At 73.7% G+C, this 25,522-nt stretch carries 20 protein-coding genes; 10 read left to right on the top strand and 10 right to left on the bottom strand.

All coding sequences use genetic code 11. The features are described 5' to 3' along the window. Positions 1–45: 45 nt before the first annotated feature. A complete protein-coding gene (locus tag AB0F62_RS13615; protein WP_361797012.1) occupies positions 46–435 on the top strand; it encodes a hypothetical protein in 390 nt (129 codons plus the stop codon). A gap of 11 nt (positions 436–446) precedes the next feature. Here AB0F62_RS13615 and AB0F62_RS13610 read toward each other — a convergent pair whose 3' ends face one another. The 4 genes from AB0F62_RS13610 to AB0F62_RS13595 form a co-directional block, all read right to left on the bottom strand. Next, positions 447–1,496, bottom strand: a complete 1,050-nt coding sequence (locus AB0F62_RS13610; RefSeq protein ID WP_361796745.1) for a LacI family DNA-binding transcriptional regulator — start codon at positions 1,494–1,496, stop codon at positions 447–449. Between the two features lie 177 nt (positions 1,497–1,673). Next, positions 1,674–2,498 carry a polysaccharide deacetylase family protein gene (locus tag AB0F62_RS13605; protein WP_361796742.1) on the bottom strand — a complete coding sequence of 275 codons (825 nt, stop codon included), beginning with the start codon at positions 2,496–2,498 and terminating at the stop codon, positions 1,674–1,676. 199 nt (positions 2,499–2,697) lie between these two features. Then, on the bottom strand, positions 2,698–3,180 hold the full coding sequence (locus tag AB0F62_RS13600) for a DUF456 domain-containing protein (protein WP_361796739.1): 483 nt from the start codon (positions 3,178–3,180) through the stop codon (positions 2,698–2,700). 100 nt (positions 3,181–3,280) lie between these two features. Then, positions 3,281–4,270 carry a helix-turn-helix domain-containing protein gene (locus tag AB0F62_RS13595; RefSeq protein ID WP_361796737.1) on the bottom strand — a complete coding sequence of 330 codons (990 nt, stop codon included), beginning with the start codon at positions 4,268–4,270 and terminating at the stop codon, positions 3,281–3,283. A gap of 226 nt (positions 4,271–4,496) precedes the next feature. On the opposite strand from AB0F62_RS13595, the gene AB0F62_RS13590 reads away from it, so the two are divergent. Continuing rightward, positions 4,497–5,933, top strand: coding sequence for a protein phosphatase 2C domain-containing protein (locus AB0F62_RS13590; protein ID WP_361796734.1), 1,437 nt, complete (start codon positions 4,497–4,499; stop codon positions 5,931–5,933). Here AB0F62_RS13590 and AB0F62_RS13585 read toward each other — a convergent pair. Beyond that, positions 5,891–9,091: a glycoside hydrolase family 38 C-terminal domain-containing protein gene (locus AB0F62_RS13585; RefSeq protein WP_361796731.1), complete on the bottom strand. Its 3,201-nt coding sequence runs from the start codon at positions 9,089–9,091 to the stop codon at positions 5,891–5,893. The two genes, AB0F62_RS13590 and AB0F62_RS13585, sit on opposite strands and share 43 nt — an antisense overlap. 90 nt (positions 9,092–9,181) lie before the next feature. Between AB0F62_RS13585 and AB0F62_RS13580 the strand changes: the two genes are divergently transcribed. Beyond that, positions 9,182–10,597, top strand: a complete 1,416-nt coding sequence (locus AB0F62_RS13580; protein ID WP_361796728.1) for a glycoside hydrolase family 47 protein — start codon at positions 9,182–9,184, stop codon at positions 10,595–10,597. A 47-nt stretch (positions 10,598–10,644) separates the two neighbouring features. Here the strand turns inward: AB0F62_RS13580 and AB0F62_RS13575 are convergent, their stop codons facing one another. Further along, positions 10,645–11,139 (bottom strand): OsmC family protein, encoded by a 495-nt coding sequence (locus AB0F62_RS13575; protein ID WP_361796725.1) that lies wholly within the window; start codon positions 11,137–11,139, stop codon positions 10,645–10,647. A 2-nt stretch (positions 11,140–11,141) separates the two neighbouring features. Continuing rightward, positions 11,142–11,798, bottom strand: a complete 657-nt coding sequence (locus tag AB0F62_RS13570; protein ID WP_361796722.1) for a GntR family transcriptional regulator — start codon at positions 11,796–11,798, stop codon at positions 11,142–11,144. Between the two features lie 147 nt (positions 11,799–11,945). Between AB0F62_RS13570 and AB0F62_RS13565 the strand changes: the two genes are divergently transcribed. Beyond that, positions 11,946–12,395, top strand: coding sequence for an ATP-binding protein (locus AB0F62_RS13565; protein ID WP_361796719.1), 450 nt, complete (start codon positions 11,946–11,948; stop codon positions 12,393–12,395). 91 nt (positions 12,396–12,486) lie between these two features. Here the strand turns inward: AB0F62_RS13565 and AB0F62_RS13560 are convergent, their stop codons facing one another. Next, positions 12,487–13,524 carry a DUF2637 domain-containing protein gene (locus tag AB0F62_RS13560; RefSeq protein ID WP_361796716.1) on the bottom strand — a complete coding sequence of 346 codons (1,038 nt, stop codon included), beginning with the start codon at positions 13,522–13,524 and terminating at the stop codon, positions 12,487–12,489. A 385-nt stretch (positions 13,525–13,909) separates the two neighbouring features. Here AB0F62_RS13560 and AB0F62_RS13555 point away from each other — a divergent pair, with 385 nt between their 5' ends. After that, a complete protein-coding gene (locus AB0F62_RS13555; protein WP_361796713.1) occupies positions 13,910–14,725 on the top strand; it encodes a GntR family transcriptional regulator in 816 nt (271 codons plus the stop codon). A 2-nt stretch (positions 14,726–14,727) separates the two neighbouring features. Here the strand turns inward: AB0F62_RS13555 and AB0F62_RS13550 are convergent, their stop codons facing one another. Both AB0F62_RS13550 and AB0F62_RS13545 read right to left on the bottom strand, forming a co-directional pair. Continuing rightward, positions 14,728–15,501 (bottom strand): hypothetical protein, encoded by a 774-nt coding sequence (locus AB0F62_RS13550; protein WP_361796710.1) that lies wholly within the window; start codon positions 15,499–15,501, stop codon positions 14,728–14,730. A gap of 674 nt (positions 15,502–16,175) precedes the next feature. Continuing rightward, the gene (locus AB0F62_RS13545) at positions 16,176–17,822 is read right to left on the bottom strand and encodes a PucR family transcriptional regulator ligand-binding domain-containing protein (RefSeq protein ID WP_361796707.1); all 1,647 of its coding nucleotides are present in this window, start codon (positions 17,820–17,822) and stop codon (positions 16,176–16,178) included. Between the two features lie 266 nt (positions 17,823–18,088). Here AB0F62_RS13545 and AB0F62_RS13540 point away from each other — a divergent pair, with 266 nt between their 5' ends. The 5 genes from AB0F62_RS13540 (at position 18,089) to AB0F62_RS13520 (ending at position 24,652) form a co-directional block, all read left to right on the top strand. Continuing rightward, complete coding sequence (locus AB0F62_RS13540; RefSeq protein ID WP_361796704.1) at positions 18,089–18,976, top strand: FAD binding domain-containing protein; 888 nt, start codon at positions 18,089–18,091, stop codon at positions 18,974–18,976. After that, positions 18,967–19,527, top strand: coding sequence for a (2Fe-2S)-binding protein (locus AB0F62_RS13535; RefSeq protein WP_361796701.1), 561 nt, complete (start codon positions 18,967–18,969; stop codon positions 19,525–19,527). The genes AB0F62_RS13540 and AB0F62_RS13535 overlap by 10 nt, the downstream gene beginning before the upstream one ends. A 5-nt stretch (positions 19,528–19,532) precedes the next feature. Then, entirely contained in the window at positions 19,533–21,914 is a 2,382-nt protein-coding gene (pucD, locus tag AB0F62_RS13530; RefSeq protein WP_361796698.1) for a xanthine dehydrogenase subunit D, read from the top strand. Between the two features lie 145 nt (positions 21,915–22,059). Next, positions 22,060–23,523: an NCS2 family permease gene (locus tag AB0F62_RS13525; protein WP_361796695.1), complete on the top strand. Its 1,464-nt coding sequence runs from the start codon at positions 22,060–22,062 to the stop codon at positions 23,521–23,523. Positions 23,524–23,536: 13 nt separating this feature from the next. Then, positions 23,537–24,652, top strand: coding sequence for an XdhC/CoxI family protein (locus AB0F62_RS13520; RefSeq protein WP_361796692.1), 1,116 nt, complete (start codon positions 23,537–23,539; stop codon positions 24,650–24,652). The last annotated feature ends 870 nt before the right edge of the window (positions 24,653–25,522 follow it).

Genomic DNA, 25,522 nt, shown 5'->3' with positions numbered 1-25,522 from the left:
AGCACGACCGGAAAACGCCCGCACGGCAATCTGTCCGACCAGGTCATGGTCCTGGTGAAGAGCCTGCGCCAGGAGGTCCCCGACTGCCTCGCCGCCGGTATCGTCGACATGTCGACCGGCATGCTGCTCTCCGTCGACACCGTCGACAGCCATCCCCCGGAGGTTCTGGACCTGCTCGCCGCGGCGACCCTCGACCTGTTCCAGGGGCGTACGGTGGTGATGATCGAGGACGTCTTCAAGGAGCGCCGCGGGGTCACCAGCGACCAGCACTACTTCCAGGAGATCCTCGTCAACAGCGAGAACCTGACCCACCTGTTCCTGCGCAACAACACCAACGAGGACGTCGTCGCCGTCGTGGTCTGCCGCCGGTCGGTCAACGTGGGCATGCTCTTCGCCCAGGCCCGACGGGTGGTCAAGGAGCAGGGCGCGCTCTGAACCCCGGCCGGTCAGGCGCTGGCGCGCCGGACCAGTCGGGTCGGGGTGACGAGCGAGGACAGCGGACGGCCGCCGCTGTCCTCCTCCGCCCGCCGCTCCAAGCCCCGGACGAGCAGACGCACCATCAACCGGCCCATCTCCTCGATCTCCTGACGGATCGTCGTCAGCGGGGGATCGGTCAGCTCGGCCACCGAGGCCATGTCGTCGAAGCCGACGATCGCGACGTCCTCCGGCACCCTCAGGCCCCGTTCGCGCAGCACCCGCAGCGCGCCGGAGGCCATCAGGTCGGAGGCGACGAAGACGGCGTCGATGCCCGGCGCCCGGTCCAGCAGCACGGCCATGGCGCGCGCCCCGCCCGCCTCGGAGAAGTCGCCCTCGGCGATCAGCCGCGGGTCGGCGTCCATCAGGATGTCGTGGTACCCGTCGAGCCGGTCCACCGAGGCGGTCTGGTCGAGGGGCCCGGTGATGGTGGCGATGCGCTCGCGCCCCAGCGAGGCCAGGTGCCGTACCGCCTCGCGGGCGCCGCCGCGGTTGTCCGAGTCCACGTACAGGACGCTGCGGTCCCCGTCCGCGCCCGGCCAGCCGGGGCGCCCGCCGAAGACGGTGGGCAGCCCTATCCGGCGGGTGATGCCGGGCAGCGGATCCTCGGCGTGCAGCGAGAAGACCAGCGCGCCGTCCACGTGGCCGCCGGCCAGGTAGCGGCCGACCCGGTCGTAGTCGGCCGTGCCCTCCACCAGCAGCAGCACGAGCTGGGAGTCGTGGACCGCCAGTTCGCGGCTGATGCCCAGCAGTTGCTGGGCGAAGAAGGGGTCGGCGAAGACCCGGGTCTCCGGCTCCGCGACGATGACGGCGACCGCGCCGGTGCGCCGGGTGACCAGCGACCGCGCCGCCTGGTTGGGCACGTAGCCCAGCTCCTCGACGGCCCTGCGGACCTTCTCCACCAGAGCCTCGCGCACGCCCGTCCCGCCGTTCACGACCCGGGAGACGGTGGCCCGGGAGACGCCGGCCCGTTCGGCGACGGCTTCGAGGGTCGGGCGCGCTGCGGAGATCTGGTCGGACAAGGGGGGCTCCTCTCGGGACGGGAACAGCGTAGTCCTTCCCGGAACCGGGGAGAGAGCGCTCTCCCCGTCGCTCGGCGAACGGCTCTGAGAGCGCTCTCTGTGCTGTCCGGCCGGCCGCGGTCCGGCGGCGGTCCGGCCGCGGTCCGGCGGCGGTCCGGCGGCGGTCCGGGCGCCGGGTCAGCGCACCGGGAAGCCGAAGGCATAGCCCTGCTGCTTCAGCCACGGCAGGAGCTGCCGCAGCGCCTCGACGGTCTGGCCGCGGTCGCCGCCCGCGTCGTGGAAGAGCACGGTCGGCCCGTTGGAGATCTCCTTCTCCACGGTGGAGACCAGAGCGGCACTGCCCGGCTGCTTGAAGTCCTCGGAGTCGACGTTCCACCCCAGCGGGCGCATGCCGCGGGAGGCCGCCAGCTGGCGGCTGTACGGCGTGAAGGCGCCGCCCGGAGCGCGGTAGTAGAGGGGCCGCACGCCCCCCGAGGCCCGGGTGATCATGCGTTCGGCGTCCAGGATCTCCTTCGCCTGGTACTCCCGCGACTTGTTGTTCATGGTCGTGTCATGCGTGACGGAGTGGTCGCACAGCCGGTGCCCGGCGGCCACCACCGCCTTCACCAGCTCGGGGTGGGCCCGCGCCTGGGTGCCGACCATGCAGAAGGTCGCCTTGACCCCGTTGTCCTTCAGCACCTGCAGGACCCGCGGGGTCCATTCCGGGTCCGGTCCGTCGTCGACGGTGATGTTGACGCCCCTGGGGCCCTTGTCGGAGGCGTGCGCGATGTCCATGTTGACGACGGGGGCGGGCAGTTCCGCATCGGGTACGGAGGTCTGCCCGGGGATGGGCCGGGGTTTGGCGGAGGCGGCGGGCTTCACCGGGCGTTCCGCCGCCGCCTGCCGCGCGTCGGCGGTGCCGGCATGGGCGGTCCACACCGACGCCAGGGCCGCCACCCCCGCCACGCCCAGCGCCGCCGCCAGCACACGGCCGTTCGTCCCGCGTATCCCGCTCCACCCCATGTCCGCTCCGCTCCTCGTGCTCGTGCTCGTGTTCCGGTCGGGCCACCAGGGAGGACGGGGGAGGGGACAGAGGGGATCCGCGTGTTACGGATCTCTGACCATTTCGCCGGAGTACGGCGACGAAGCGAGCCGAACGGCGCGGCCGGCCCGTCCCGTTCACCTGCCCGGGCTCCTGCCCCGCGGTGCCGGGTCCGGGCGGCTAGGACGTGAGGACGGCCCCGAGCCACGCCCCGGCGACCAGCAGGCACGCGAAGAGCTCCACGAGCACGGCCGTCCCGGCCGCCCGCATCGCCGTACGCGTCGAGGACCAGGCCGCGCCGTGGCTGCCGAGCCGCATGCGCTCACCGCCGTACAGGGAGAGGGCGAAGCCGGCCGGCGCGCCGACGACCGGCAGCAGGAAGAAGCCGGCCACGGCCCACAGCCCGGCGACGAGGAAGGCGCGCCGCGAGACCCCGGCGTCCCGCACCGAACGGGGCGGCAGCAGCAGTTGCACGGCCTGGTTGAGCAACAGCACACCGGTGGCCGCGGCCAGGACGCCCCAGGACAGCGGGGTGTGCAGATGGGTCGCCCACCACAGGACCGCGGCCCAGCACATGAGCGGGCCCGGCGCGCCCGGTACGAGCACGCCCAGCAGCCCGGACAGCATGACGGCGCCGATCAGGCACAGCTGTCCGGTCCCCATGAGCCCAGCCTGCCGGAACGGGGCCTGCCGCGCCCCCGGGTTTCCCGGCTTCGCGGCGGTCCGTTCCGTTCCGTTCCATTCCGCCACGGGCCCCCGGGCCTCAGCCGGGGGAGCGGTCCACCCAGCCGCGCTCGTACGCGTGCCAGCCCAGCTGCAGCCGGGTCGTCACCTCCGCGAGCTCCATCAGGCGCTTGACCCGGCGCTGCACCGTCCGCAGCCCCAGCTCCAGTTGCTTGGCGGCGCTGGCGTCAGTCAGTCCGGCCAGCAGCAGCGAGAGGATCTGCAGATCGACGGCGTCGGGCGCGTCGGGTGCCTCCTCCCGCGGGGTGCCCCCGGTGTCCAGGCGGATCGGCAGGGCCTCCCGCCAGACGCTCTCGAACAGGGCCGTCAGCGAGTCCAGCAGGCCGCTGCCGTGGACGACCAGCGCGGCGGGGCCCGAGGCGTCGCGGGCCATGGGCACCATCGCGAGCGAACGGTCGGCCAGCACCAGCTTGGTGGGGACCCGTTCCACCACCCGCACCTGCTCGCCGCGGCCGAGCGCCGCCGTGAGTTCCGCGATGCCGTTGGGCCCGCTGATGACCTCCCGCTCGACGACCACGCGGAAGGCCACACCCCGTTCGACGGCGCGTTCCTCGGCGGTGTTCTCCATGCCCGACACGACCATCGGGGTGCCCGTCACGAGCGCGCACACCTCCTTCTCCGCCCCCAACTGGAGCTGGTGGAAGCGGTGCGCCACCGCGCTCGCGCCGGTCACCACCTCGACCAGGTCGTGCGCCGAGGGCTCGGCCGCCTCCCCGCGGTACTCCTGGGCCAGTGCGGCGGCCGTCAGCTCGGCCATCTCCAGTTGATGCCGCTGCTGGTTGAGCAGCGCGCCGAGCGCGACGGTGGGCGGGGCGGCCACCCAGCGGCCGGGCCGGGCGGAGGACTGCGCGACCAGCCCCTGCCGCTCGAGCAGCCGCAATATCCTGGCCGCCTCGTCCTCGGGCAGGCCGAGCCGGTGCGAGAGGTCGACGACCTCGGCGGCTCCCAGCCCCACCAGGGCGCGGTACGCCGCCTCCTGGGCATCATCCAGCCCTATGGCACCGAGCACGGGCGCCCCTTCCCCGGATCCGAAGAACACAACACGCGGACGTGGCGGAAATGAGCCATGGCGCAATCCCGCCGCACGCCATCATCCCTGTTCGAACCCCTGTCCTGGCAAGGTGTCCCTACTGGATCGTCCGACGTGCGGCCCGAGGAGGGGGCCGGCCGCCCGTCGGGCCATTCGCGTACCCGAACTCTGTTTCGCCGCGGGCCTCCCGGTGGACAATAGGGGCATGAGCCAGCAGGGGGAGACGGACCGCCGCCAAGAGGACGAGTGGTGGCGGCAGTTGTACGGGCAGCCGGACCCCGGGGGCCGGGAGCCCGGCGACACGCTCGACGACCGCTACAGCTCGGCGGTCAGCGCGCTCGGCGGCGAGCCCGGCACCGGGCACCCGCTGCCGCCGCAGGCCGCCCCGCGGGACGAGGCGCCGGCGGAGGAGACCGCGCCCCGGTCCGGGGACGCCGGACCGGGTGACGTGCCGTACGACGTGCCGTACGACAGGTCGTACGGCGGAACCGGCGCCGACGGCGAAGACGGCGCCCTGGGTGAGGACGCCGGACCGCCCGACACCCTGCGGCTGCGCCGCGCGGCCCCGCCCCCGGCCACCGCGCCGCGTCCGTGGCAGTACCAGGGCCCGCCCCACCCCCGGGTGGCCTTCGAACCGGCGGCCGAGCCGCCCGGACTGCCCCCGGGCTGGGCCCCCGCCGACCCGTCCGCGGAGCCCGGGGTGCCCGCCGCCTCGCCGGGCCCCTCCGCCCCGCTCGCTGCGCCTGTTCCCTCCCCCCGGCCCGAGCCCACCCTCGCCGAAGTGCCGTACGTCGGGGACGGCCCGCCCACCTACGACCCGGAGCCGACCGCCTGGCCGCCCGCCGACCCGGGCGACCTCGACGACCTCGTCCCGGACACGGTGCTCGACGGTGCGCACTACGGCCTGCTGACGGTCCGTACGGCCTCGGTGCGCGGCGACTCCGCCCGCTACCGGGGAGAGCCGCGCCGGGACGCCGTCCTGACCGCCCGCTTCGGCACCGGCGACGACGCGCTGCTGCTGATCGCCGTCGCCACCGGCCCGCGCACCTCCGACACCGCCCACCGCGCCGCCCGGGACGCCTGCGCCTGGATGGCGTCGGCGGTGGGACGCAGCCAGCCCAGGCTTTCCGAGGACATCCGCACCTCCCGCCGCGCCTCCCTGAAGTCGGGGCTGCACCGGCTCACCGACCGCTGCTACGGACGGCTGCGCGCCCGTGGCGAGGATCTGGGCCTGGACCCGGCCGAGTACAGTGCCACGCTCCGCTGCCTGCTGCTGCCCGTCGACCCGGACTGCCGCATCCGCCTCTTCTTCGGCGTCGGCGACGGCGGTCTGTTCCGCATCCGCGGCGGGGAGTGGCAGGACCTCGACCCCTGGCGTCCCGACGAGCACGCCGAGGCCGAGGACAGCCCGGCCATCCGCTTCCGCTTCCGCGCCTCGGTGGCCCGCTCCGGGGACACCCTGCTGCTGTGCAGCGGCGGGCTGGCCGGCCCGCTGCGCGGCGAGCCCGACCTCGTCGCACGCCTGGCGCAGCGGTGGGGTGCCGCCGAGCCCCCGGGCCTTCCGGCCTTCCTCGGCGACACCCAGACCCGCGTCAAGGGCTACGCCGACGACCGTACGGCGGTCGCCGTCTGGGACGCCTGACGCGCCCGCGGGGTGAGCCGCAGCGTCAGGATCTGGAACGGTCGCAGCGCGACGGCCACCGCGTCACCGTCGCGCGGGGCGTCCTCCAGGGGCCGCTCCAGCAGATCGGCGACCCGGGCGCGCGCGAGCGGGAAACCCGCGGTGAGCGCCCCCGAGGCGCGGCCGCCCCGCGACTCGTACAGACGCACCACGACATCGCCGGAGCGGTCGTCGGCGAGCTTGACCGACTCCACCGTGATGCCGGGGTGGCCGATCCGCAGCAGCGGCTCGACCGGTGGAAGCGAAGCGGTGTGCCGCAACGGCAGGTTGAGCGCGAGCCCCTCCGCGACCGCGTCGCCGATGTCCGCGCCGGGGAGCAGGGCGTAGCGGAAGCGGTGTGTGCCCTGGTCGGTCTGCGGATCGGGGCTGTGCGGGGCGCGCAGCAGGGTGAGCCGGACGGTGGTGTCGGTGCCGGAGCGGCCCGCGTCGTGGCCGTAGGTGGAGTCGTTGAGCAGGGCGATCCCGTAGCCGGGTTCCGCGACGTGCAGCCAGCGGTGGGCGCAGATCTCGAACCGGGCCGCGTCCCAGCCGGTGTTGGCGTGGGTGGGGCGGTGCACGTGCCCGAACTGGATCTCGGCGGTGGAGCGGTCGGCGAGCACGTCGAGCGGGAAGGCCGCCTTCAGCACCTTCTCCGACTCGTGCCAGTCGACCTCCGTGAGCACGTCCAGCCGCCGGCTGCCCGCCGTCAGCCGCAGCTCCTGGACGACGCGGCTGCCGCCGAAGGCACGTGCCACCCGGACCGCGGCCCGCAGGGGGCCCTCCTCGGCGAGCTCGACGGACTCCGCCGCCGTCAGGTCGGTGTGCCTGCGCCGGTAGTGGCGGTCGATGTCCCAGGCGTCCCACTTGGTGGGGTGGTCGGGGTGCAGTTGCAGCAGATTGCCGCGGGCCCCCGGTGCCAGGACCTCGCGGCGGGCGGCGAGGTCGTACACGGAGGCCAGCAGCCCGTCCGCGTCGACGGCCACCCGCAGCAGGCCGTTGTCGAGCACGATCCGGCCGTCCTCCCGTGCGGCCCGCACCGGGTCCGCGGCGGCACCGGCCGCCGACGCCCCGGCGGCCGCCGAACCCAGCGCCGGAATGTCGACCGCCACCGCCGCCCGGCCGTCCGCCAGGGGCTGCGCCCCGCCGCCCGGCGGCAGGGCGGCCGCCGCCGGGGCGCCCAGCTCCACCACCTCCCGGCGCGCGTAGGGCGAGGCGTTGAGGAGCACCGGGGGGCCGTCCGGCGAACCGCCGAGTGCCCGCACCGCCGCGTCCACGAGGGCCTCCAGTTCCTCCCGCACCGCGGCGTAGGTGTCACGGGCCTCGCGGTGCACCCAGGCGATGGAACTGCCCGGCAGGATGTCGTGGAACTGGTGCAGGAGCACCGTCTTCCAGATCCGGTCCAGCTCCCCGTACGGGTAGGCGTACGCGGACGGGGCGGCCAGCGCGGCCGTCGTGCACCACAACTCGGCTTCGCGCAGCAGGTGTTCACTGCGCCGGTTGCCCTGTTTGGTCTTGGCCTGCGTGGTGTAGGTCGCGCGGTGCAGCTCCAGGTAGAGCTCGCCGGACCACACCGGTGCCCGGTCGCCGTATTCGGCCTCGGCCGCCGTGAAGAAGGCGGCGGGCTTCTCGATCTCGACGCGCGGCGCGCCCTCCAGGGAGCGCAGCCGACGCGCCTTCTCCATCATCTCCCGGGTCGGACCGCCGCCGCCGTCGCCCCAGCCGAACGGCACCAGGGAGCGGGTGGCACGCCCCTTCTCCGCGAAGTTGCGCACGGCATGCGCCAGTTCGCGGCCCGCGAGCTGCGAGTTGTAGGTGTCGACGGGCGGGAAGTGGGTGAAGACCCGCGTGCCGTCGATGCCCTCCCACCAGAACGTGTGGTGCGGCATCTTGTTCGACTGGTTCCAGGACAGCTTCTGGGTGAGGAACCAGCGCACCCCCGCCAGCCGTGCGAGCTGCGGGAAGGCGGCGGTGTAGCCGAAGGTGTCCGGCAGCCAGATCTCCTCGGTCTCCACGCCCAGTTCGTCCAGGAAGAAGCGCTTGCCGTGGACGAGCTGCCGGGCCAGCGCCTCCCCACCGGGCATGTTGGCGTCGGACTCGACCCACATGGAGCCGACCGGCGCCCAGTTGCCCTTCCTGACCGCCTCCAGGATGCGCTGCCACACCACCGGCTGGCGCTCCTTGACCCAGGCGTACTGCTGCGCCTGGGAACAGGAGAAGACCAGCTCGGGGTAGTCGCGGGCGAGCGCGGTGACGTTGGCGAAGGTACGGGAGGCCTTGCGCACGGTCTCCCGCAGCGGCCACAGCCAGGCCGAGTCGATGTGCGCGTGACCGGTCGCCGAGACGCGGTGCGCGCTGGCGTGCGCGGGCCGGGACAGCGCCCCGGCCAGTTCGCGGCGGGCCGCGGCGGCGGTGCCGTGCACGTCGTGCAGGTCGAGCGCGTCGAGGGCGTCTTCCAGCGAGCGCAGGATCTCGTGGCGGCGCGGATCGTGGAAGTCCAGCTCGTGCATGAGGCCTTCGAGGACCTCGACGTCCAGGACGAGATGCCAGACGTCCTCGTCCAGGACGGCCAGGTCGGCGGTGTCGAAGCGGTAGAGCGGATCGGTTCCCGCGGTCAGCACGTCGCCCAGCGGGGTGGGCCGCCAGTCGCGCAGCACGGCGGGATTGGCGGCGGCCTCCAGCAGCAGGCTCACCCGCTCGCCGCCGGCGGCGGGAGCGGCCACCGGGACATGGCGGTTGAGCGGGTGGAGCCCCTTGACCGGCACGCCCTCGGCGTCGTGGACCAGTCCCTCCACCACGAACCCCGGGCCGTCGCCTCCGAACCCCGGGTCGATCACGGCCTCGACCCGGCGGCCCGCCCACGCAGCGGGGACCGTGCCCTCCAGCCGGAACCAGCTGGTGGACCAGGGCGGTCCCCACGGCGTTCCCACCGAGAAGGGCTCGAAACGGCCGGTGGCCGAGGCCTTCAGCGCCTCCGCCACCGGCACCGGACCGCCGAGTCCGCCCCCGGGCGGGACGGGCACATCCCGGACGTGCCACACCGACATGCCCAGCGGCACCCGGTCGGCGTACAGGGCGGGCCTGACGAACTGGTTCATGGCCCTGGTCAGACGGCCTTCGACCAGCAGACGGTCGTCGTGCATCGCGGCTCCTCGCGTCGGCTCACCGGATGGATTCCCCGTCAATGCGGTGGCGTCCCGTAACGCCCGGAAGGCGGACGCGGTTTTCGGGGCATGAGAAGAATCGCGCGTCCCGGCGGGCTCTCCCGGCGCAGGTTGCTCGGTGCCGCCGCCAGGCTCGGCCCCCTCGCCGCCGTTCCGTCCGTGTCCCTTCCCGGCACGGCCGTCGCCGCCCCCGACCCGTACGCCGCGCTCGCCCGGGACGCGGTCACCGAGTTCCGCAGCGCCTGGGACGCCTACCGCAGGCTCGCCTGGGGACGGGACGAACTGCGGCCGCTCGCGGGGGGCGGCTCGGACTTCTTCATCCCGGGCGGCACGCTCGGCCTGACGATCGTCGAGGCGCTCGACACGCTCTACCTGATGGAGCTGGACGAGGAACTGGAGGCCGGGGTCCAGTGGGTGCGCGACGACCTCGTACTCCGCCAGGACGCCCCCGTACAGGTCTTCGAGACGATCATCCGCCTGGTGGGCGGTCTGCTCTCGGGGCACCTCGCCACCAAGGACACCGTCCTGCTCGACCGCGCCCGCGAACTGGGGGACCGGCTGCTGCCCGCCTTCACCCGGTCGCCCACCGGGGCCCCCTACCGCTACGTCAACCTGGCCACCGGCGCGGTCTCCGGCAAGGAGAACTACCTCGCCGAGATCGGCACCTGCATCACGGAGTTCGGCGAGCTGTCCCGGCTCACCGGCGACCGGAAGTACTACGACGCCGCGAAGAAGGCCCTGCGCGCCGTCTACGACCGCCGCTCGCGGCTGAACCTGCTCGGCACCGGCATGAACGTCGAGACGGGCGTGTGGACCGGCACCACCGCCACCCTCGATCCGCCCGTCGACTCCTTCTACGAGTACCTCTGGGACGGCTGGGAGCTGTACGGCGACGAGGAACTCCGCATCTGGTACACCACCCTCACCGGGGCCGTCCTCGAGCACCTCGCCGAACGCCGCTCCGGACGGCTCTGGTTCCGCCAGGCGGACATGCGGACCGGCGCCGCCACCGGGCACGCCCAGTCCGAACTCACCGCCTTCTACGCCGGGCTGCTCGCCCAGAGCGGCCGGGTCGCCGAGGGGGAGGCCTACCACGACAGCTGGGCCACGGTCCTCGGCACGTTCCGCCTGCCGCCCGAGAGCGTCGACTACCACCGCATGCGGGTCCTGGACGCCTCCTACCCGCTGCGCCCGGAATACGTGGACTCCTGCCTGTTCCTGTGGCTCGCCACGGGCAAGGAGCTCTACCGGCAGCGGGCCGCCGAGATGTTCCGGCGCCAGAAGCGGTACTGCAAGGTGGCCAACGGCTACACCGTGGTGCGTGACGTGACCGCCCGCCCGATGAAACTGGGCGACCTGACCCCGGGCTACTGGTTCAGCGAGAACGCGAAGTACTACTACCTGCTGTTCGCCAGGGCACGCCGCTTCGACTACCGCTCGCACCACCTCACCACCGAGGGCAACGTCCTGCGCGGCCTGCGCTGAGCGGTGCGAGTCGGTGCGAGGCGGTCGAGGCGGTGCGGTGCGGTCCGTCAGGCGCCGGCCGCGACGGTGACCTCCGCCTCGTGCCGTACGGGGAAGTCCACCGAGTTCGCGATGAAGCACAACCGGTTGGCCTCGGCGTGCAACGCGGCCGCAGCCTCCACCATGGCGGCGGAGGCCACTTCGACCCGGGGCCGCAGCAGGGCGTCGGTGAAGTGGCCGCCGCCGTCGGCGGTCTCCTGCAGCGTGCCCTCGGCCCGGTCGGTGTACGAGGTGACCACCACGCCCGCGACGGTGCACACGTGCAGGTACGACAGCATGTGGCACTGCGAGAGCGCCGCGAGGAGCAGTTGTTCGGGGTTCCATCGGGCGGAGTCGCCGCGGAAGGCGGGGTCCGAGCTTCCGGATATCGGCGGCACGGGCAGACCGGGGGCGGTGATCTCGTGGTCCCGGCCGTAGCCGCGGTACGTGCTGGTGCCCGGGCCCCGGTTCCCCGTCCAGGTGACCTCGGTCGCGTAGGTGTGGCGTCTGCTGATGTCCGGCACGGCTAACGCTCCTCTTCCTGCGTGCCGTTCCGCTCGGAGGCGGCACAGGTGTCCATGACGTGTTCGCGGGCCGCCGCGTGGGCCTCCCGGCCTCGGCCCGCCACGATGGCCTCGAGCAGCCGGCGATGCTGCGCGGCGACCTGGTCGGGCCTCTCCGGCGCGGCCAGCGACCGCCGTGTGGAGACCTGGATCTGGTCCCACAACCGCTCCAGCGAGGCGGCCGCCACCGGATTCGCCGACAGGGCGGCGATCCTGGCGTGGAAGCACCGGTTGTGCCGGACGGCCTCCACCAGCCGGCCCGCGGCGGTGGCCTCCTCGGCGCCCGCTGCGAGCCGTTCCAGCGCGGTCAGTTCGGCGGGCGCTATCTCCCCGCGCCGCTGGCGCTCCGCGGCCAGCTCCGCGGTCAGCCCCTCCAGCACCCCCCGCACCTGATACGCGTGCCGCAGCGCCTCCGGCCCCAGTTCGACCACGCTCACCCCGCGCCCCGACGAGCGGACCAGGCCGTCGGCCACCAGCGCCCGGAACGCCTCCCGCACCGGCGTACGGCTCATCGCCAGCGCCGCCGCGGCCTCGAGCTCGGTCAGGCGCTGGCCGGGGGCGTACACCCCGTCCAGGATCAGTTCCCGCAGCCGCGTGCGCGCGGCGTCCGTCTGCTGCACACCACCACTGTATCCATTGCATGCATTGCATGCAATGCATGTGGAAAGCGCTCCGTCCCCGCTCCATGACTGGGCGTGGCCGTGGTGGGGCATGCATTGCGCGTAGATGTTCGAACCCGAAAGGGCTCAGTGGCCGGAGCGGAGCCGATGGAACGTCAGCCTGTCCAGCCGGGCGGCAGGGACGCCGGTGGGCCCGCCGAGGTGCGCCGGCTGCACCGGCCTCTCCAGCGTGCCGACCTGCCGGCCGTCGCCGACGTCCGCAGGGTGCTGCGTGAGGCGTTACGGCACTGGGGCGTGCCCGCCCTCGCCGACACCGCCGAACTCCTCACCACCGAACTCGTCACCAACGCCCTCCGCCACACCGACCGCGGCGCCGTCCTCACCGTGACGCTGCCGCCCGGGGCCGACCGCCGACTGCGCGTCGAAGTACGGGACTTCACCACCCGCCACCCGCGCCTGCGCGCCCCCTCCGAACGCCGCACCTCCGGTCGCGGACTGCTGCTCGTCCAGTCGCTCGCCGACGCATGGGGCGTCCGTCCCGACGGCGACGGCACCGGCAAGATCGTCTGGTTCGAACTCGACGCCGGCGCCTGCTGAGCCGCGGCCGTACCGTCCCGGGAAAGGCCGCTGCCCCGGCCGGGGAACCGGACCGGGGCAGCGATCTGATGAGACGTCGTGAATGCCGGGGTCAGCCGTACTGGCGCTCCAGGTCGGCGAGCTTGCGCTCCAGGGAGTCCAGCTTGGGCAGTGCCATGGTGTCGTCCTCGGCCGTGAGGTCGATCGTCGTACGACCGGCCTCCTCACGTACGGGCGACAGGGCGGGCCGTGAGCGCAGGGGCAGTTCGGCCTTCTCCGGTTCTATGGCAGGCTCCGCGCCGGTCTGGGCCCCGGCCGAGGCCGAGGCGGGCAGCTCGTACTTGCTGCCCCCGCGGTTCCAGATCCGGTGCTGCCGGTTGATCGCCTTGATCCGGGCCCGCTCCAGGCGCTCGTGCTCGCGGCGGCGCATGGCCTCCTGCTCCTTGCGGGCACGCTCCTCGCGGACCTCCTCGACGGCCTCGTCCAGGGTGCGGACGCCCTCGAGCAGCATCAGCGACCAGGCGCCGTACGTCTCGCGGGGCGCGCGCAACCAGCGGACCATGCGGATCTGCGGCAGCGGCCGCGGGATCAGCCCCTGCTCGCGCAGGGCGGCCCGGCGGGTCTGCTTCAGGGCGCGGTCGAAGAGGACGGCCGCCGACAGGGACATGCCCGCGAAGAACTCCGGAGCGCCCGCGTGGCCCCCGCCGCGGGGGGCGTGCACCCAGTTGAACCAGGCCGCCGCGCCCGCGAACAGCCACACCAGCAGGCGCGAGCCCAGCGCCGCGTCACCGTGGCTCGCCTCGCGCACGGCGAGCACCGAGCAGAACATCGTCGCGCCGTCGAGACCGAACGGCACCAGGTACTCCCAGCCGCCGGAGAGCCCGAGGTTCTGCCGGCCGAAGCCGACCAGGCCGTGGAAGGACAAGGCTGCGGCGACCGAGGCGCAGCCGAAGAGCAGGACGTAGGAAGCCGTGCCGTACAGGGCCTCCTTCTTGCGGCGCCGCTCCTCGGCGCGCTCCCAGGAATCGGCCTGGCCCGCTTCATCCTTGCGGGCCTTGCGGTTGCGCAGGATCACCGCCGCGGCGGCGAGGACCGCCAGACACAGGGCGGCCGGCAGCGCCCAGTCCAGCGTTATGTCCGTAAGTCTCATCGTGCGATTCCTTGCGTCGCAGTACCGTCGCGCTCGGGCCGCGAGACGGCGTCCGCGCGCCATCCTGGCGAACGCCTGGGGCGCGTGACGCGGTTTCAGGGCAAGAGAACGCCAACGGAGGGGTGGCGTGGGACGAGGTGGACAGAATGCTCGAACTGGGAAGTGGGTTTAGCTCAGTTGATCGAGTTGAAACCTGCGCCTGACGGGTGATCAGGGGGCATGGGCGACGGATCCGCATGAGGTGGGTCCCGCCCCGGTCGATCCCGCCCGGGAAGAGGTGCCGCACCGGGGTCTCGAAGCAGGTCCCGGAGCGTGTTGCAATAGGAGGCGGCGCATATTCCCCGCGGGAGTGCGCCAGCGCACACGACTGTCCGAAGGAGCCACTGTGGAGTACGCCCCCCGCGCCGCGCGGCGCCCCGCGGCGCCCGCCGCGGCGGCCCCCGCTCAGCCCCCGGGCCACGACGAACGGGTCAGGGGCGCCCACCCGCACGCCGAACCCGGGGCCGAGCCCGCCCCGGGGCGCGCCGAAGGGCTCCCCCGCCCGCGCCGCCTGCCCGAGCGGCACACCGTGCGGGACCAGGTCCTGCACGCCCTGCGCGGCGCCCTGGTCACCGGGGAGCTGCGGCCGGGATCCGTGTACTCCGCTCCGGCGCTCGCCGAGCGCTTCGGGGTGTCCGCCACCCCCGTGCGCGAGGCGATGCAGCTGCTGGCCCGCGAGGGTGCCGTGGAGGCCCTGCCCAACAAGGGCTTCCGGGTCGCCGAGCGCAGCAGCCGGGACCTCGCCGAGCTCGCCGAGGTCCGGGCGCTCCTCGAGGTCCCCGTCGTGCTCCGGCTGGCCCGCACCCTTCCCGCGTCCCGCTGGGAGCAGCTGCGCCCGCTCGCCGAGGCCACCGTGGCCGCCGCGGCCCTCGGCGACCGTGTCGCCTACGCCGAGGCGGACCGCGCTTTCCACCGCGCGCTGCTGGAACTCTCCGGCAACCGGCAGCTCGTCGCCGTCGCCGACGAGCTGCACCGCCGGGCCCAGTGGCCGGTCACCGAGAACCACGCGCATGCCCGCCCCGGCGGGAGCGCTCCCGTGCGCGGCGTCAGCGCCCGGCTGATCGCCGACGCCACCCAGCACGCGGTCCTGCTCGAGGCGCTGGTCGCCGGCGACCTCGCCGCGGCGGAATCACTCGTGCGCGAGCACTTCTCCGGGGCGTGACGTCAGCCGGCGTCCACGTCCACGTCCACGTCCTCGGCGAGCCACACGGGCACGCCGCCCAGCATCCGGAACAGCCGCGCCGCCTCGGCGCGCAGCCGCTCGGCCTCGGGGTCGGGCTGCACTCCGGCGAGCGCGACCAGGGCGGGTGCGACCCCGACGGCGTAGCCGATCCGTACGCGGATCCGGAGCGACTCGGCGAAGCCGCGGCGTGCGTCGGCGAGCTCGCCGTCGAGGGCCGCGAGACCCGCCAGGTGCCGCCAGGTGTAGGAGGTCAGCAGCACGTCCTCGTGGGCCACCGCCCCCGCGTGCGCCCGGCGGTACGAGGCGCGCGCCGCCGCCGGGTCGCCGCCCAGGTTCTCCGCGATCAGCCCGCGCCGGAAGTCCAGCAGCGGCCGCCCCGCCGCGCCCGGTGCCAGCAGCGCGGCGCCGCGCATCAGGGCGGCCCGCGCCTCGTCGGCCCGGTCGCGGATCCCGAAGAGCGTCGCCAGGTACGCCAGGTGCCCGCGTTCGCAGGCGGCCTCGCCACGCTCGTCGTCGGTGCGGGCCAGGGCCTCCGCGGCGCGCAGTGCGTCCTCCGCCTCCGCCCAGCCGTCCAGTGTGAACATGCAGCGTTCGATGAGCAGGGCAGCCCGCCCCGTCGCCGCCTCGGGCAGTCGCTCCGCATGGGGCGCGAGCAGCTCCGCGGCCTCCGTCCAGCACCCGCGGCCCCGCAGCCGCGACACATCGGGCGGCGTGCCGCCACCCGGCACCTTCGGTCCCACCTCTGCGTCCGACATGGCGGTTTCCGCCACTTGCCCTCCCCGAAGCGCGTCATCGAGCCGGTTGGGGCGAAGTCCAGCACGACACCGGGTGCCACGCCAAGAGGGCGGACGCCACCGTGATCGATTTCCCGCCCGCGAATTGATCTCCGGTGCCGCAAGCGCCCCGCAACCGGGCCGCATCCGTGCCGTATCCGGTGGGGCGCATGGTGTTCACCGGCCGCCTGTGGCGTGGAGGTGACAGGCCGTGCGCATGTCCCGACCCGTGCCCGTATCGGTGCCGTCGGCGCCACCGTCGCCGCACTGCGTCTCGGGGCCTCGTCGCGCCGGACGCCGCCAACGCGGCGCGCGGCTACGGCAGATGCGACCTGGTGAACGACCGGTACCACTCGACCCCGAGGAAGCGCCCGTGCGACCCGGGTACCGCGGCAGTCGTCCCTGGTGCGGCGCCCGATCCATGGGGGGACCTTGCATCCCCAGCCGCTGTCGGAGGGCGGCGAGTTCGGGCGACCGCGACGAGGCTCTCGCGTGGGCTCGGCCGCGGTTCGCACTCCCGCGGCGCGTTTCCGGCGCTCCCGTCCGGCCCTCCCGGCGCACCCGCAACGGCCCCAGGGCACCGGACTCGATTCACCCGGCCCCCGAATCCCCGAGCGAGCCCGCCCGGGCGCCGAACCGGCCGGGACGGACCTCCGTCAGCTCATCCGCAGGGCCAGGAAGAAGTCCAGCTTGTCCTCCAGGCGCGACAGGTCACGCCCCGTGAGTTGCTCGATCCTGCCGATGCGGTAGCGCAGAGTGTTGACGTGCAGATGCAGCCGGTTCGCGCAGCGCGTCCAGGAGCCGTCGCACTCGAGGAAGGCCTCGAGGGTCGGGATGAGCTCCGCGCGGTGCCGCCGGTCGTAGGCGCGCAGCGGGTCCAGGAGCCGGGCGGTGAAGGCGCGGCGTACGTCGTCGGGGACGAACGGCAGCAGGAGGACGTGGGAGGCCAGCTCCTCGTGGCCGGCGACGCACACCCGGCCCGGGCGGGCGGCCGCGACGCGGCGGGCGTGGCGGGCCTCCTCCAGGGCGCCGCGCAGCCCCTCGGCGGAGTGGACGGTGGCGCTGACGCCGACGGTGAGCCTGCCGTCCCCGTCGAGGCCCCGGGTGAGGGGCCCGCGCAGGACGTCCAGCAGTCCCCGGGCGGACAGCTCGGGGGCGGGGCCGTCGGACTCGAGCGAGGACAGGGGCACCAGGGCCATCGCCTCCTCGCCCCCGTGGGCGACGGCGATGCGGTCGGCCGGGTCGGGGCCCACCGCGCCGGGGTCCACCAGGGCCTCCTCCAGCAGCGCCTGGGCGACCGGTCCCGCGGCGGGCCCGCCGCCCGCCCAGTCGACGCGGGCGACGACGACCTGCCAGTGCGGAGCGGTGCCGAGCCCCGGCACCAGGACGGGCGCGGCGACCCGCAGCCGCGCCGCGATCTCGCCTGGCGGCGCGCCGGTCTGCACCAGGTCCATCACCTCGGCCGCCAGCCGGCGGCGCACGGTGCGCGCCGCGTCCCGCCGGTCGCGTTCGACGGCGATGAGCTGGGTGACGCCGTCCAGCAGGTCCAGCCGCTCGGCCGGCCAGTCGCCCGCGTCGGCGTCGACCGCGAGGAACCAGTCCGACAGCAGGGTGCCCCGGATGTCGTCGGCCGGGTCGCCGCTGCGGATGGGGAAGAGCGAGTAGTGGCGGCCCGCGGTGAAGGCGCGGTGCGGCGACGGACGGCCGGTCCGCGCCGCGGCCAGGTGCTCCCCGGCGAGTTCGGCCCGTACGCCGCCGGGCAGCGGGTGGTCCGAGCCGGCGATCCGGCGGCCGGTCGTGGAGAGCACCCAGGCCCTCAGGTCCAGATCGCTGCCGAGCAGGTCGAGTACGGCGTCGGGGCCACCGCCCTCGGGGCCGGACGTCATCAGGCGCCGGTGCCGCTCCACCACGGCCGCCAGATCCCCGGCGCGCTCGGTGGACACCTGGCGTACGACGTGCTCGGTGATGGAGGCGAAGGCGACGTCCTCGTCCACCGCGAACAGCGGCAGCCGGTGCCGGGCGCAGGCCAGCACCAGGTCGTCGGGGACGGACCCCAGTTCGGCCTCGCCCGCCGCGAGTCCGGCGACGCCGGCCGCCGTGAGGATCCGCACGAAGCGCTCCGAGTCCTCCGGCTCGCGGCGCCACGCCAGCCCGGTCAGCACCAGCTCGCCGCCGGAGAGGTAGCGGCTGGGGTCCTTCAGGTCGGTGGTCATCACACCGCGGACCGTGCGGTCCAGCTCGTCCTCGCCGCCGAGCAGCCGCAGGCCGAGGGCATCGGTGTCCAGCAGTGCGCGCAGCCGCATCGTCGTCGCCTTGTCTCGAACGCTTCCTTGTCCGGGGCGGTACCAGGGTGGCGCCCGCTTGGTCGCATCGGTGTTGCCGTGTCGATGCCGACAGGTTTCAGGTCCGCGTCTTTCGGAGGAATCTACAAGGCCAGCGTACCGACCAGCCAAGTGCTTCATGCGTTCGGTGACTGCACCCGGAAGGGTACCCGGACGTGTACTGGGTCACACAGCGTGAACAGGACATGAAAAGCCATCCCGTCCCCCCGACGAAGAAGAGAGCGCTCATGGACTTCCTGCGTCCCGCAAGCTGGGAGGAGGCACTCGCCGCGAAGGCGGAGCATCCCACGGCGGTACCCATCGCGGGTGGCACCGATGTGATGGTCGAGCTCAACTTCGACCACCGCCGGCCCGATGTCCTGCTGGACCTGAACCGCGTCGGCGACCTGTACGAGTGGGAGGTGGGGGAGGAGACCGTACGGCTGGGCGCCGCGGTCCCCTACACCCGCGTCATCGAGGCCCTGGGCACGGAGCTGCCGGGCCTCGCCCTGGCCGCCCGCACCGTGGGCTCGCCGCAGATCCGCAACCGCGGGAGCGTCGGGGGCAACCTCGGCGCCGCCTCTCCGGCCGGGGACTCCCACCCGCCGCTGCTCGCCGCCGGAGCCGAGGTGGAGGCGGTGTCCGTACGCGGCACCCGGCTCATCCCGGTCGAGGAGTTCTACACCGGCGTGAAGCGCAACGCGCTCGCCCCGGACGAGCTGATCCGCGCCGTGCACATCGCCAAGGCCGACGGCCCCCAGCAGTTCTCCAAGGTCGGCACCCGCAACGCCATGGTCATCGCGGTCTGCGCCTTCGGCCTGGCCCTGCACCCGGCCACCCGCACGGTACGCACGGGCATCGGTTCGGCGGCCCCCACCCCGATCCGCGCCGGCACCGCCGAGGAGTTCCTCACCGCGGCCCTGGAGGAGGAGGGGCTGTGGGACAGCGGCGGGATCATCCCGCCGTCCGTGGCAGGCCAGTTCGCGGAACTGGTCGCCGGCTGCGCCAGCCCCATCGACGACGTACGCGGCAGCGCCGCCTACCGCCGCCACGCCCTGAAGGTCATGGCCCGCCGCACCCTCGGCTGGACCTGGGACGAGTACCGCGGCAACGAGAGGAGCGCCCGATGCGCGTGACCTTCACCGTCAACGGACGGCGCCAGGAGGCCGACGACGTGTGGGAGGGCGAGAGCCTGCTCTACGTCCTGCGCGAGCGCATGGGCCTGCCCGGCTCCAAGAACGCCTGTGAGCAGGGCGAGTGCGGTTCCTGCACGGTCCGGCTGGACGGCGTGCCGGTCTGCGCCTGCCTGGTCGCCGCCGGCCAGGTGCAGGACCGCGAGGTCGTCACCGTCGAGGGCCTGGCGGACTTCGCCAAGGAGCGCGACACGGGCGAGGCCGGCCCCGGCACCGACCCGGGCGCCGCACAGCGGTGGCAGGCCCGTCCCGCCGGCCCCGCCACGGAACTGTCGCCGGTACAGCAGGCGTTCATCGACGCCGGTGCCGTCCAGTGCGGCTTCTGCACCCCGGGGCTGCTGGTCGCCGCCGACGAACTGCTGGAGCACACCCCCCAGCCCACCGACGCCGACATCCGGGAGGCCCTCTCCGGCAACCTGTGCCGCTGCACCGGCTACGAGAAGATCCTCGACGCGGTCCGCCTCGCGGCCGCCCGTACGGGGACGGAGGCCTGACCGCGATGGGCGTGACCCGTACCCCCACTCCCACCACCCAGGGCAGCGAGACCCGCGGCGGCATCGGCGAGTCCACGCTGCGCCCCGACGGCGTCCTCAAGACCACCGGCGAGTTCGCCTACGCCTCCGACCTGTGGCACGAGGACATGATCTGGGGCCACACGCTGCGCAGCCCGCACGCGCACGCCGAGATCGTCTCCCTGGATGTCTCGCAGGCGCTGGCGCAGCCCGGCGTGTACGCCGTGCTCACCTATGACGACCTGCCCACCGACGTGCGGCACTACGGCCTGGAGATCCAGGACACCCCCGTCCTCGCCCACGGCCGGGTCCGCCACCACGGCGAACCGGTCGCGCTGGTCGCCGCCGACCACCCCGAGACCGCCCGCCGCGCCGCCGCCAGGATCCGGGTCGAGTACCGGGAACTGCCCGTCGTCGTCGACGAGGCCACCGCCACCGCCCCCGGCGCGCCGCTGATCCACGCGGACCGCACCGACCACCACAGCGGCCACGTCCCGCACCCCAACATCGTCCACCGCCAGCCGATCGTCCGCGGCGACGCCGACGCGGCCGCCCGGCGCGCCGACGTGATCGTCACCGGCGACTACGAGGTCGGCATGCAGGACCAGGCGTTCCTGGGCCCCGAGTCGGGCCTCGCCGTCCCGGCCGAGGACGGCGGCGTCGACCTCTACATCGCCACCCAGTGGCTCCACGCCGACCTGCGCCAGATCGCCCCCGTCCTGGGCCTCCCCGAGGAGAAGGTCCGCATGACGCTCTCCGGCGTCGGCGGCGCCTTCGGCGGGCGGGAGGACCTGTCGATGCAGATCCACGCCTGCCTGCTGGCGCTGCGCACCGGCAAGCCCGTCAAGATGGTCTACAACCGCTTCGAGTCCTTCTTCGGGCACGTCCACCGGCACCCCGCCAGGCTGCACTACGAGCACGGCGCCACCCGCGACGGGAAGATCACCCACATGCGGTGCCGCATCGTGCTGGACGGCGGCGCCTACGCCTCCTCCTCCCCGGCCGTCGTCGGCAACGCCTCCTCCCTCAGCGCCGGTCCGTACGTCATCGAGGACGTCGACATCGAGGCCCTCGCGCTCTACACCAACAACCCGCCCTGCGGCGCCATGCGCGGTTTCGGCGCGGTCCAGGCCTGCTTCGCCTACGAGGCGCAGATGGACAAGCTGGCCGCCGCCCTCGACATGGACCCGGTGGAGTTCCGGCGGATCAACGCCATGTCCCAGGGCAGCGTCATGCCCACCGGGCAGATCGTCGACTCCCCGGCGCCCGTCGCGGAACTGCTGCGCCGGGTCAAGGCGATGCCGATGCCGCCCGAGCGGGAGTGGGAGAGCGCGGGCGGCGCGGTGGACGTGCGCGCCCTTCCCGGCGGGCTGTCCAACACCACCCACGGCGAGGGCGTCGTCCGCGGCGTCGGCTACGCGGTCGGCATCAAGAACGTCGGCTTCTCCGAGGGGTTCGACGACTACTCCACCGCCCGCGTCCGGCTGGAGGTGATCGCCGGCGAGCCGGTGGCCACCGTGCACACCGCGATGGCCGAGGTCGGCCAGGGCGGCGTCACCGTCCACGCGCAGATCGCCCGCACCGAGCTCGGCGTCACCCAGGTCACCATCGACCCGGCCGACACGCGGGTCGGTTCGGCCGGCTCCACCTCCGCCTCCCGGCAGACCTACGTCACCGGCGGCGCGGTGAAGCACACCTGCGAGGCGGTGCGCGAACGCGTCCTGGAGATGGGCCGGGCCAAGCTCGGCACCCACCACCCGGCCTGGGCCACCGCCGAACTCCTGCTGGAGGGCGGCAAGGTGGTCACCGACGGCGGCGAGGTGCTGGCGGAGCTCGCCGAGGTGCTGGGCGACGAGGCGATCGACATCGAGCGGGAGTGGCGGCACCGCCCCACCGAGCCCTTCGACCTGCGCACCGGCCAGGGGCGCGGGCACGTCCAGTACTCCTTCGCCGCGCACCGCGCCGTCGTGGAGGTGGACACCGAACTCGGCCTGGTCAAGGTCGTCGAACTCGCCTGCGCCCAGGACGTCGGCAAGGCGCTCAACCCGCTGTCGGTCCTCGGCCAGATCCAGGGCGGCACGACCCAGGGCCTGGGCCTGGCCGTCATGGAGGAGATCCTCGTCTCCGACAAGGCCATGGTGCGCAACCCGTCCTTCACCGACTACCTGATCCCCACCATCCTCGACACGCCGCCGATCCCGGTCGACGTCCTCGAACTCGCCGACGACCACGCCCCGTACGGGCTGCGTGGCGTCGGCGAGGCCCCGACCCTGTCCTCCACCCCGGCCGTCGTCGCCGCGATCCGCGCGGCGACCGGGCTCGCCCTGAGCCGCGTACCGGTACGACCGGAGCACCTGACCGGTACGTGAGACAGCCCCCGCCCGGCGCCGTCCGGCGCCGGGCGGTCCACCGCACCACTCTCGGGCCGTCCCCCGGGTCGTGCTGCGGACCATCCCAAATCCCGTACGGCGCAAGTCGTCCGGGTGTCCCTGTGAACCTTGGGAGTGGCACCGCATGACCCAGTCGACCCCGTCAGCCCTGCACGCGACCGCCCCGGACGACCCCGGCACGCCGGCGCGCCGGCCCGCCGTACGGACCCGGCTCGACCGGTACTTCCACATATCCGCACGCGGCTCGACCGTCGCCCGCGAACTCCGCGGTGGTCTGACGACCTTCATGGCGATGGCGTACATCCTGCTGCTCAACCCGCTGCTGCTGTCCGGCCCCGACGTCGACGGCCACCGGCTCGGCCAGACCGGCCTGATCACGGCGACGGCGCTGGCCGCCGCCGTCTCCACGCTCCTGATGGGCCTCGTCGGCAAGGTGCCGCTCGCCCTCGCCGCGGGCCTGTCCGTCTCCGGAGTGCTCGCCGCGCAGGTCGCCCCGCACATGACCTGGCCGCAGGCGATGGGGATGTGCGTGCTGTACGGCGCGGTGATCGTGCTCCTGGTGGTCTCCGGCCTGCGGGAGGTCATCATGAACGCGATCCCGCTGCCGCTGAAGTACGGGATCACCATCGGCATCGGCATGTTCATCGCCCTGATCGGGCTGGTCAACGCCGGGTTCGTGGGCCGGGGCGAGGGCAGCCCGCTCACCCTGGGCGCGGGCGGGCAGCTGGCCGGCTGGCCGGTTCTGGTCTTCTGCGTCACCCTGCTGCTGATCTTCATGCTGCAGGCACGCGAGGTGCCCGGCGCGATCCTCATCGGCATCGTCGCCGGCACCGTCCTCGCCGTGACCGTCCACGCGGCCGGCGGCACCGACGCGAAGGTGTGGGGACTGACCGTCCCCGAACTGCCCGGCAGCATCGTCTCCGCACCCGACTTCGGGCTGTTCGGACACGTCGGGTTCGGCGGCTGGGAGCACATCGGGACACTTGGCGTCGGCATGATCGTCTTCACCCTCGTGCTGGCCGGCTTCTTCGACGCGATGGCCACCGTCATCGGCGTCGGCACGGAGGCGAAGCTCACCGACGCCGAGGGGCGCATGCCGGGCCTGAGCAAGGCGCTGTTCATCGACGGCGCCGGCGGCGCGATCGGCGGGGTGGCCGGGGCCTCCGGCCAGACCGTCTTCATCGAGTCCGCCACCGGCGTCGGCGAGGGCGCCCGCACGGGCCTGTCCTCCGTGGTCACCGGAGTGCTCTTCGCCGCCGGGCTGTTCCTCACCCCGCTGGCGCAGATCGTCCCCGGCCAGGTCGCCGCCGCGGCCCTGGTCGTGATCGGCGCCATGATGATGGGCAACGCGCGGCACGTGGACTGGGGCGACCGCTCGGTGGCCGTACCCGTCTTCCTGACGGTGGCCCTGATGCCCTTCACCTACTCCATCACCGCCGGGGTCGGCGCCGGAGTCATCGCCTACACCGCGATCACGTCGGCCCAGGGCAGGTACCGCGAGCCCGGCGTCTTCATGTGGGTGCTCACGGCCGTCTTCGTCGTCTACTTCGCCCTGCACCCCATCGAGGGCTGGCTCGGCGTCGGTTAGGAGGAGTCAACGCATGCTGGACATCGCCGACGAGCTGCACCGCTGGTCCGCCGAGGGCAGGCCCTTCGCCGTCGCCACCGTCGTCTCGGTGGGCGGCAGCGCCCCGCGGGAGCCCGGTGCCGCGCTGGCCGTCGACGCCGCGGGCACCGCGGTCGGCAGCGTGTCCGGCGGATGCGTGGAAGGCGCCGTCTACGAGCTCTGCCAGGAGGTGCTGGAGACCGGCGAACCCGTGCTCCGGCGCTTCGGATACTCCGATGACGACGCCTTCGCCGTGGGACTGACCTGCGGCGGCGTCATCGACATCTTCGTCCAGCGGATCGCGCCCGGAGAGCCGCCGCAGCTCGCCGGGGCGCTGGCCGCCGCTTCCCGCGGGGAGGCGGCGGCGCTGGCCCGGGTCGTGGCGGGCCCCGCCGGCCTGCCCGGCCGGGCCCTGCTCGTGCGCCCCGGCGGGACGTACGAGGGCACCCTCGGCGACTCGGGGCTGGACCGCACCGCCGCGGCCGAGGCCCGCGCCTTGCTGGACGCCGGCCGCACCGGGACCGTCGGCATCGGCGCGGACGGCGGCCGCTGCGGGGAGCCGCTCACGCTGCTGGTCGAGGCGAGCGTCCCGCCGCCGCGCCTGCTGGTCTTCGGCGCGATCGACTTCGCCGCCGCCCTGGTGCGGGTCGGCGCGTTCCTCGGCTACCGGGTGACGGTCTGCGACGCCCGCCCGGTCTTCGCGACGGCCCGGCGCTTCCCGGAGGCGGACGAGGTCGTCGTGGAGTGGCCGCACCGCTATCTGGAGCGCACCCGGGTCGACGGACGCACCGTGGTGTGCGTCCTGACCCACGACGCCAAGTTCGACGTGCCGCTGCTGGAGCGGGCCCTGCGCATGCCGGTCGCCTACGTCGGGGCCATGGGCTCCCGGCGCACGCACGAGCAGCGCCTGGAGCGGCTGCGCGGGACGGGCCTCGGCGAGGCCGAACTGGGGCGGCTGCACAGCCCGATCGGGCTCGACCTCGGTGCGCGCACGCCGGAGGAGACGGCGCTGTCCATTGCGGCGGAGTTCGTGGCGCACCGCAAGGGGGGATCGGGGCGTCCGCTTCGGGGCGTGGACGCCCCGATTCACGGTGAGCGCTGCCCGGGGTGATTGTGTGCGGCGCCGTTGTGGTTGCGGTTGGGTTTTTCCCCACCCTCCCGCCCTCCCCCAACCTTCGGCCGGGGGTGCCCCCATCCGGCGCGGTCAGGTACCGCGCCGCTGCGTATGTGGGTGGGCCGGGTGCGGGGCCTCCGGGGCTGGCCATTCTGGACGCATATTTACGTGCATGGCGGGCGGTCCAAGTCAGTGCCGTCTGTGCCGCACACAAATACGCCCAGTGTCCAGAACGCCCACCCACCCCCAGCCTTCGGCCGGGGGTGCCCCCACCTCCCCCGCCCCCTCCCTCTCGTAGCGCGCCTGATCCCCGGAGGGGGTGAGACGGAAAGTGCCCCTCCGCCAACGTGAGCGCGCCGCCACAACGGGGGCAGCGCGGCGCCTGCGGGAAGGGATTGCGCAGGGCCTACTCCGGTGGAATGAGGGTGTAGTTGGGTATGGGCTTTTCGCGTTCTGCGTCGTCCCGGTTCCAGATCTTCGCGGTCTCGGGTTTGGGGCATCTCCCGAGATGGATCCCGTGGAGACAGGCACCGCACCAGAGTGCGGCCATGACGACGTGAGAAGGCACCCTTGGTGCCGTGAAGACCAGGTTCAGATCAGCGTGTTCGCAGCGTGGACATGTGTGACCTGCGAGCGTGGAAGCGTCGGTCCACGCCGACTCGTAGATGTCGAGCCATCGCGAGTAACTCATCGATCCACCTCCATGGGCTGGCCCGATTTGCAGGTGCGGCCGGCGGGCCGGTGTTCCGGCGCGTTGTTGTGGCGGAGGGGCGTTCCCCCCTTTGACCCCCCTCCGGGGATCAGGCGCGCTACGAGACGGAGGGGGCGGGGTCGTAGGGGTGGGCGTTCTGGACACTTACGTGTATT

It is taken from the genome of Streptomyces sp. NPDC026673, assembly GCF_040638135.1.
Taxonomy (GTDB): Bacteria; Actinomycetota; Actinomycetes; order Streptomycetales; family Streptomycetaceae; genus Actinacidiphila.
The sequence above is the reverse complement of the archived record's forward strand: the minus strand, read 5'-3'. Positions and strand labels throughout refer to the sequence as shown.

Coding starts and splice junctions, on each gene's coding strand:
- AB0F62_RS13615 (WP_361797012.1), top strand. CDS start 46: ATGGTCCTGGTGAAGAGCCTGCGCCAGGAGGTCCCCGACTGCCTCGCC.
- AB0F62_RS13605 (WP_361796742.1), bottom strand. CDS start 2,498: ATGGGGTGGAGCGGGATACGCGGGACGAACGGCCGTGTGCTGGCGGCG.
- AB0F62_RS13600 (WP_361796739.1), bottom strand. CDS start 3,180: ATGGGGACCGGACAGCTGTGCCTGATCGGCGCCGTCATGCTGTCCGGG.
- AB0F62_RS13590 (WP_361796734.1), top strand. CDS start 4,497: ATGAGCCAGCAGGGGGAGACGGACCGCCGCCAAGAGGACGAGTGGTGG.
- AB0F62_RS13585 (WP_361796731.1), bottom strand. CDS start 9,091: ATGCACGACGACCGTCTGCTGGTCGAAGGCCGTCTGACCAGGGCCATG.
- AB0F62_RS13580 (WP_361796728.1), top strand. CDS start 9,182: ATGAGAAGAATCGCGCGTCCCGGCGGGCTCTCCCGGCGCAGGTTGCTC.
- AB0F62_RS13565 (WP_361796719.1), top strand. CDS start 11,946: ATGGAACGTCAGCCTGTCCAGCCGGGCGGCAGGGACGCCGGTGGGCCC.
- AB0F62_RS13560 (WP_361796716.1), bottom strand. CDS start 13,524: ATGAGACTTACGGACATAACGCTGGACTGGGCGCTGCCGGCCGCCCTG.
- AB0F62_RS13550 (WP_361796710.1), bottom strand. CDS start 15,501: ATGTCGGACGCAGAGGTGGGACCGAAGGTGCCGGGTGGCGGCACGCCG.
- AB0F62_RS13545 (WP_361796707.1), bottom strand. CDS start 17,822: ATGCGGCTGCGCGCACTGCTGGACACCGATGCCCTCGGCCTGCGGCTG.
- AB0F62_RS13540 (WP_361796704.1), top strand. CDS start 18,089: ATGGACTTCCTGCGTCCCGCAAGCTGGGAGGAGGCACTCGCCGCGAAG.
- AB0F62_RS13535 (WP_361796701.1), top strand. CDS start 18,967: ATGCGCGTGACCTTCACCGTCAACGGACGGCGCCAGGAGGCCGACGAC.
- pucD (WP_361796698.1), top strand. CDS start 19,533: ATGGGCGTGACCCGTACCCCCACTCCCACCACCCAGGGCAGCGAGACC.
- AB0F62_RS13525 (WP_361796695.1), top strand. CDS start 22,060: ATGACCCAGTCGACCCCGTCAGCCCTGCACGCGACCGCCCCGGACGAC.
- AB0F62_RS13520 (WP_361796692.1), top strand. CDS start 23,537: ATGCTGGACATCGCCGACGAGCTGCACCGCTGGTCCGCCGAGGGCAGG.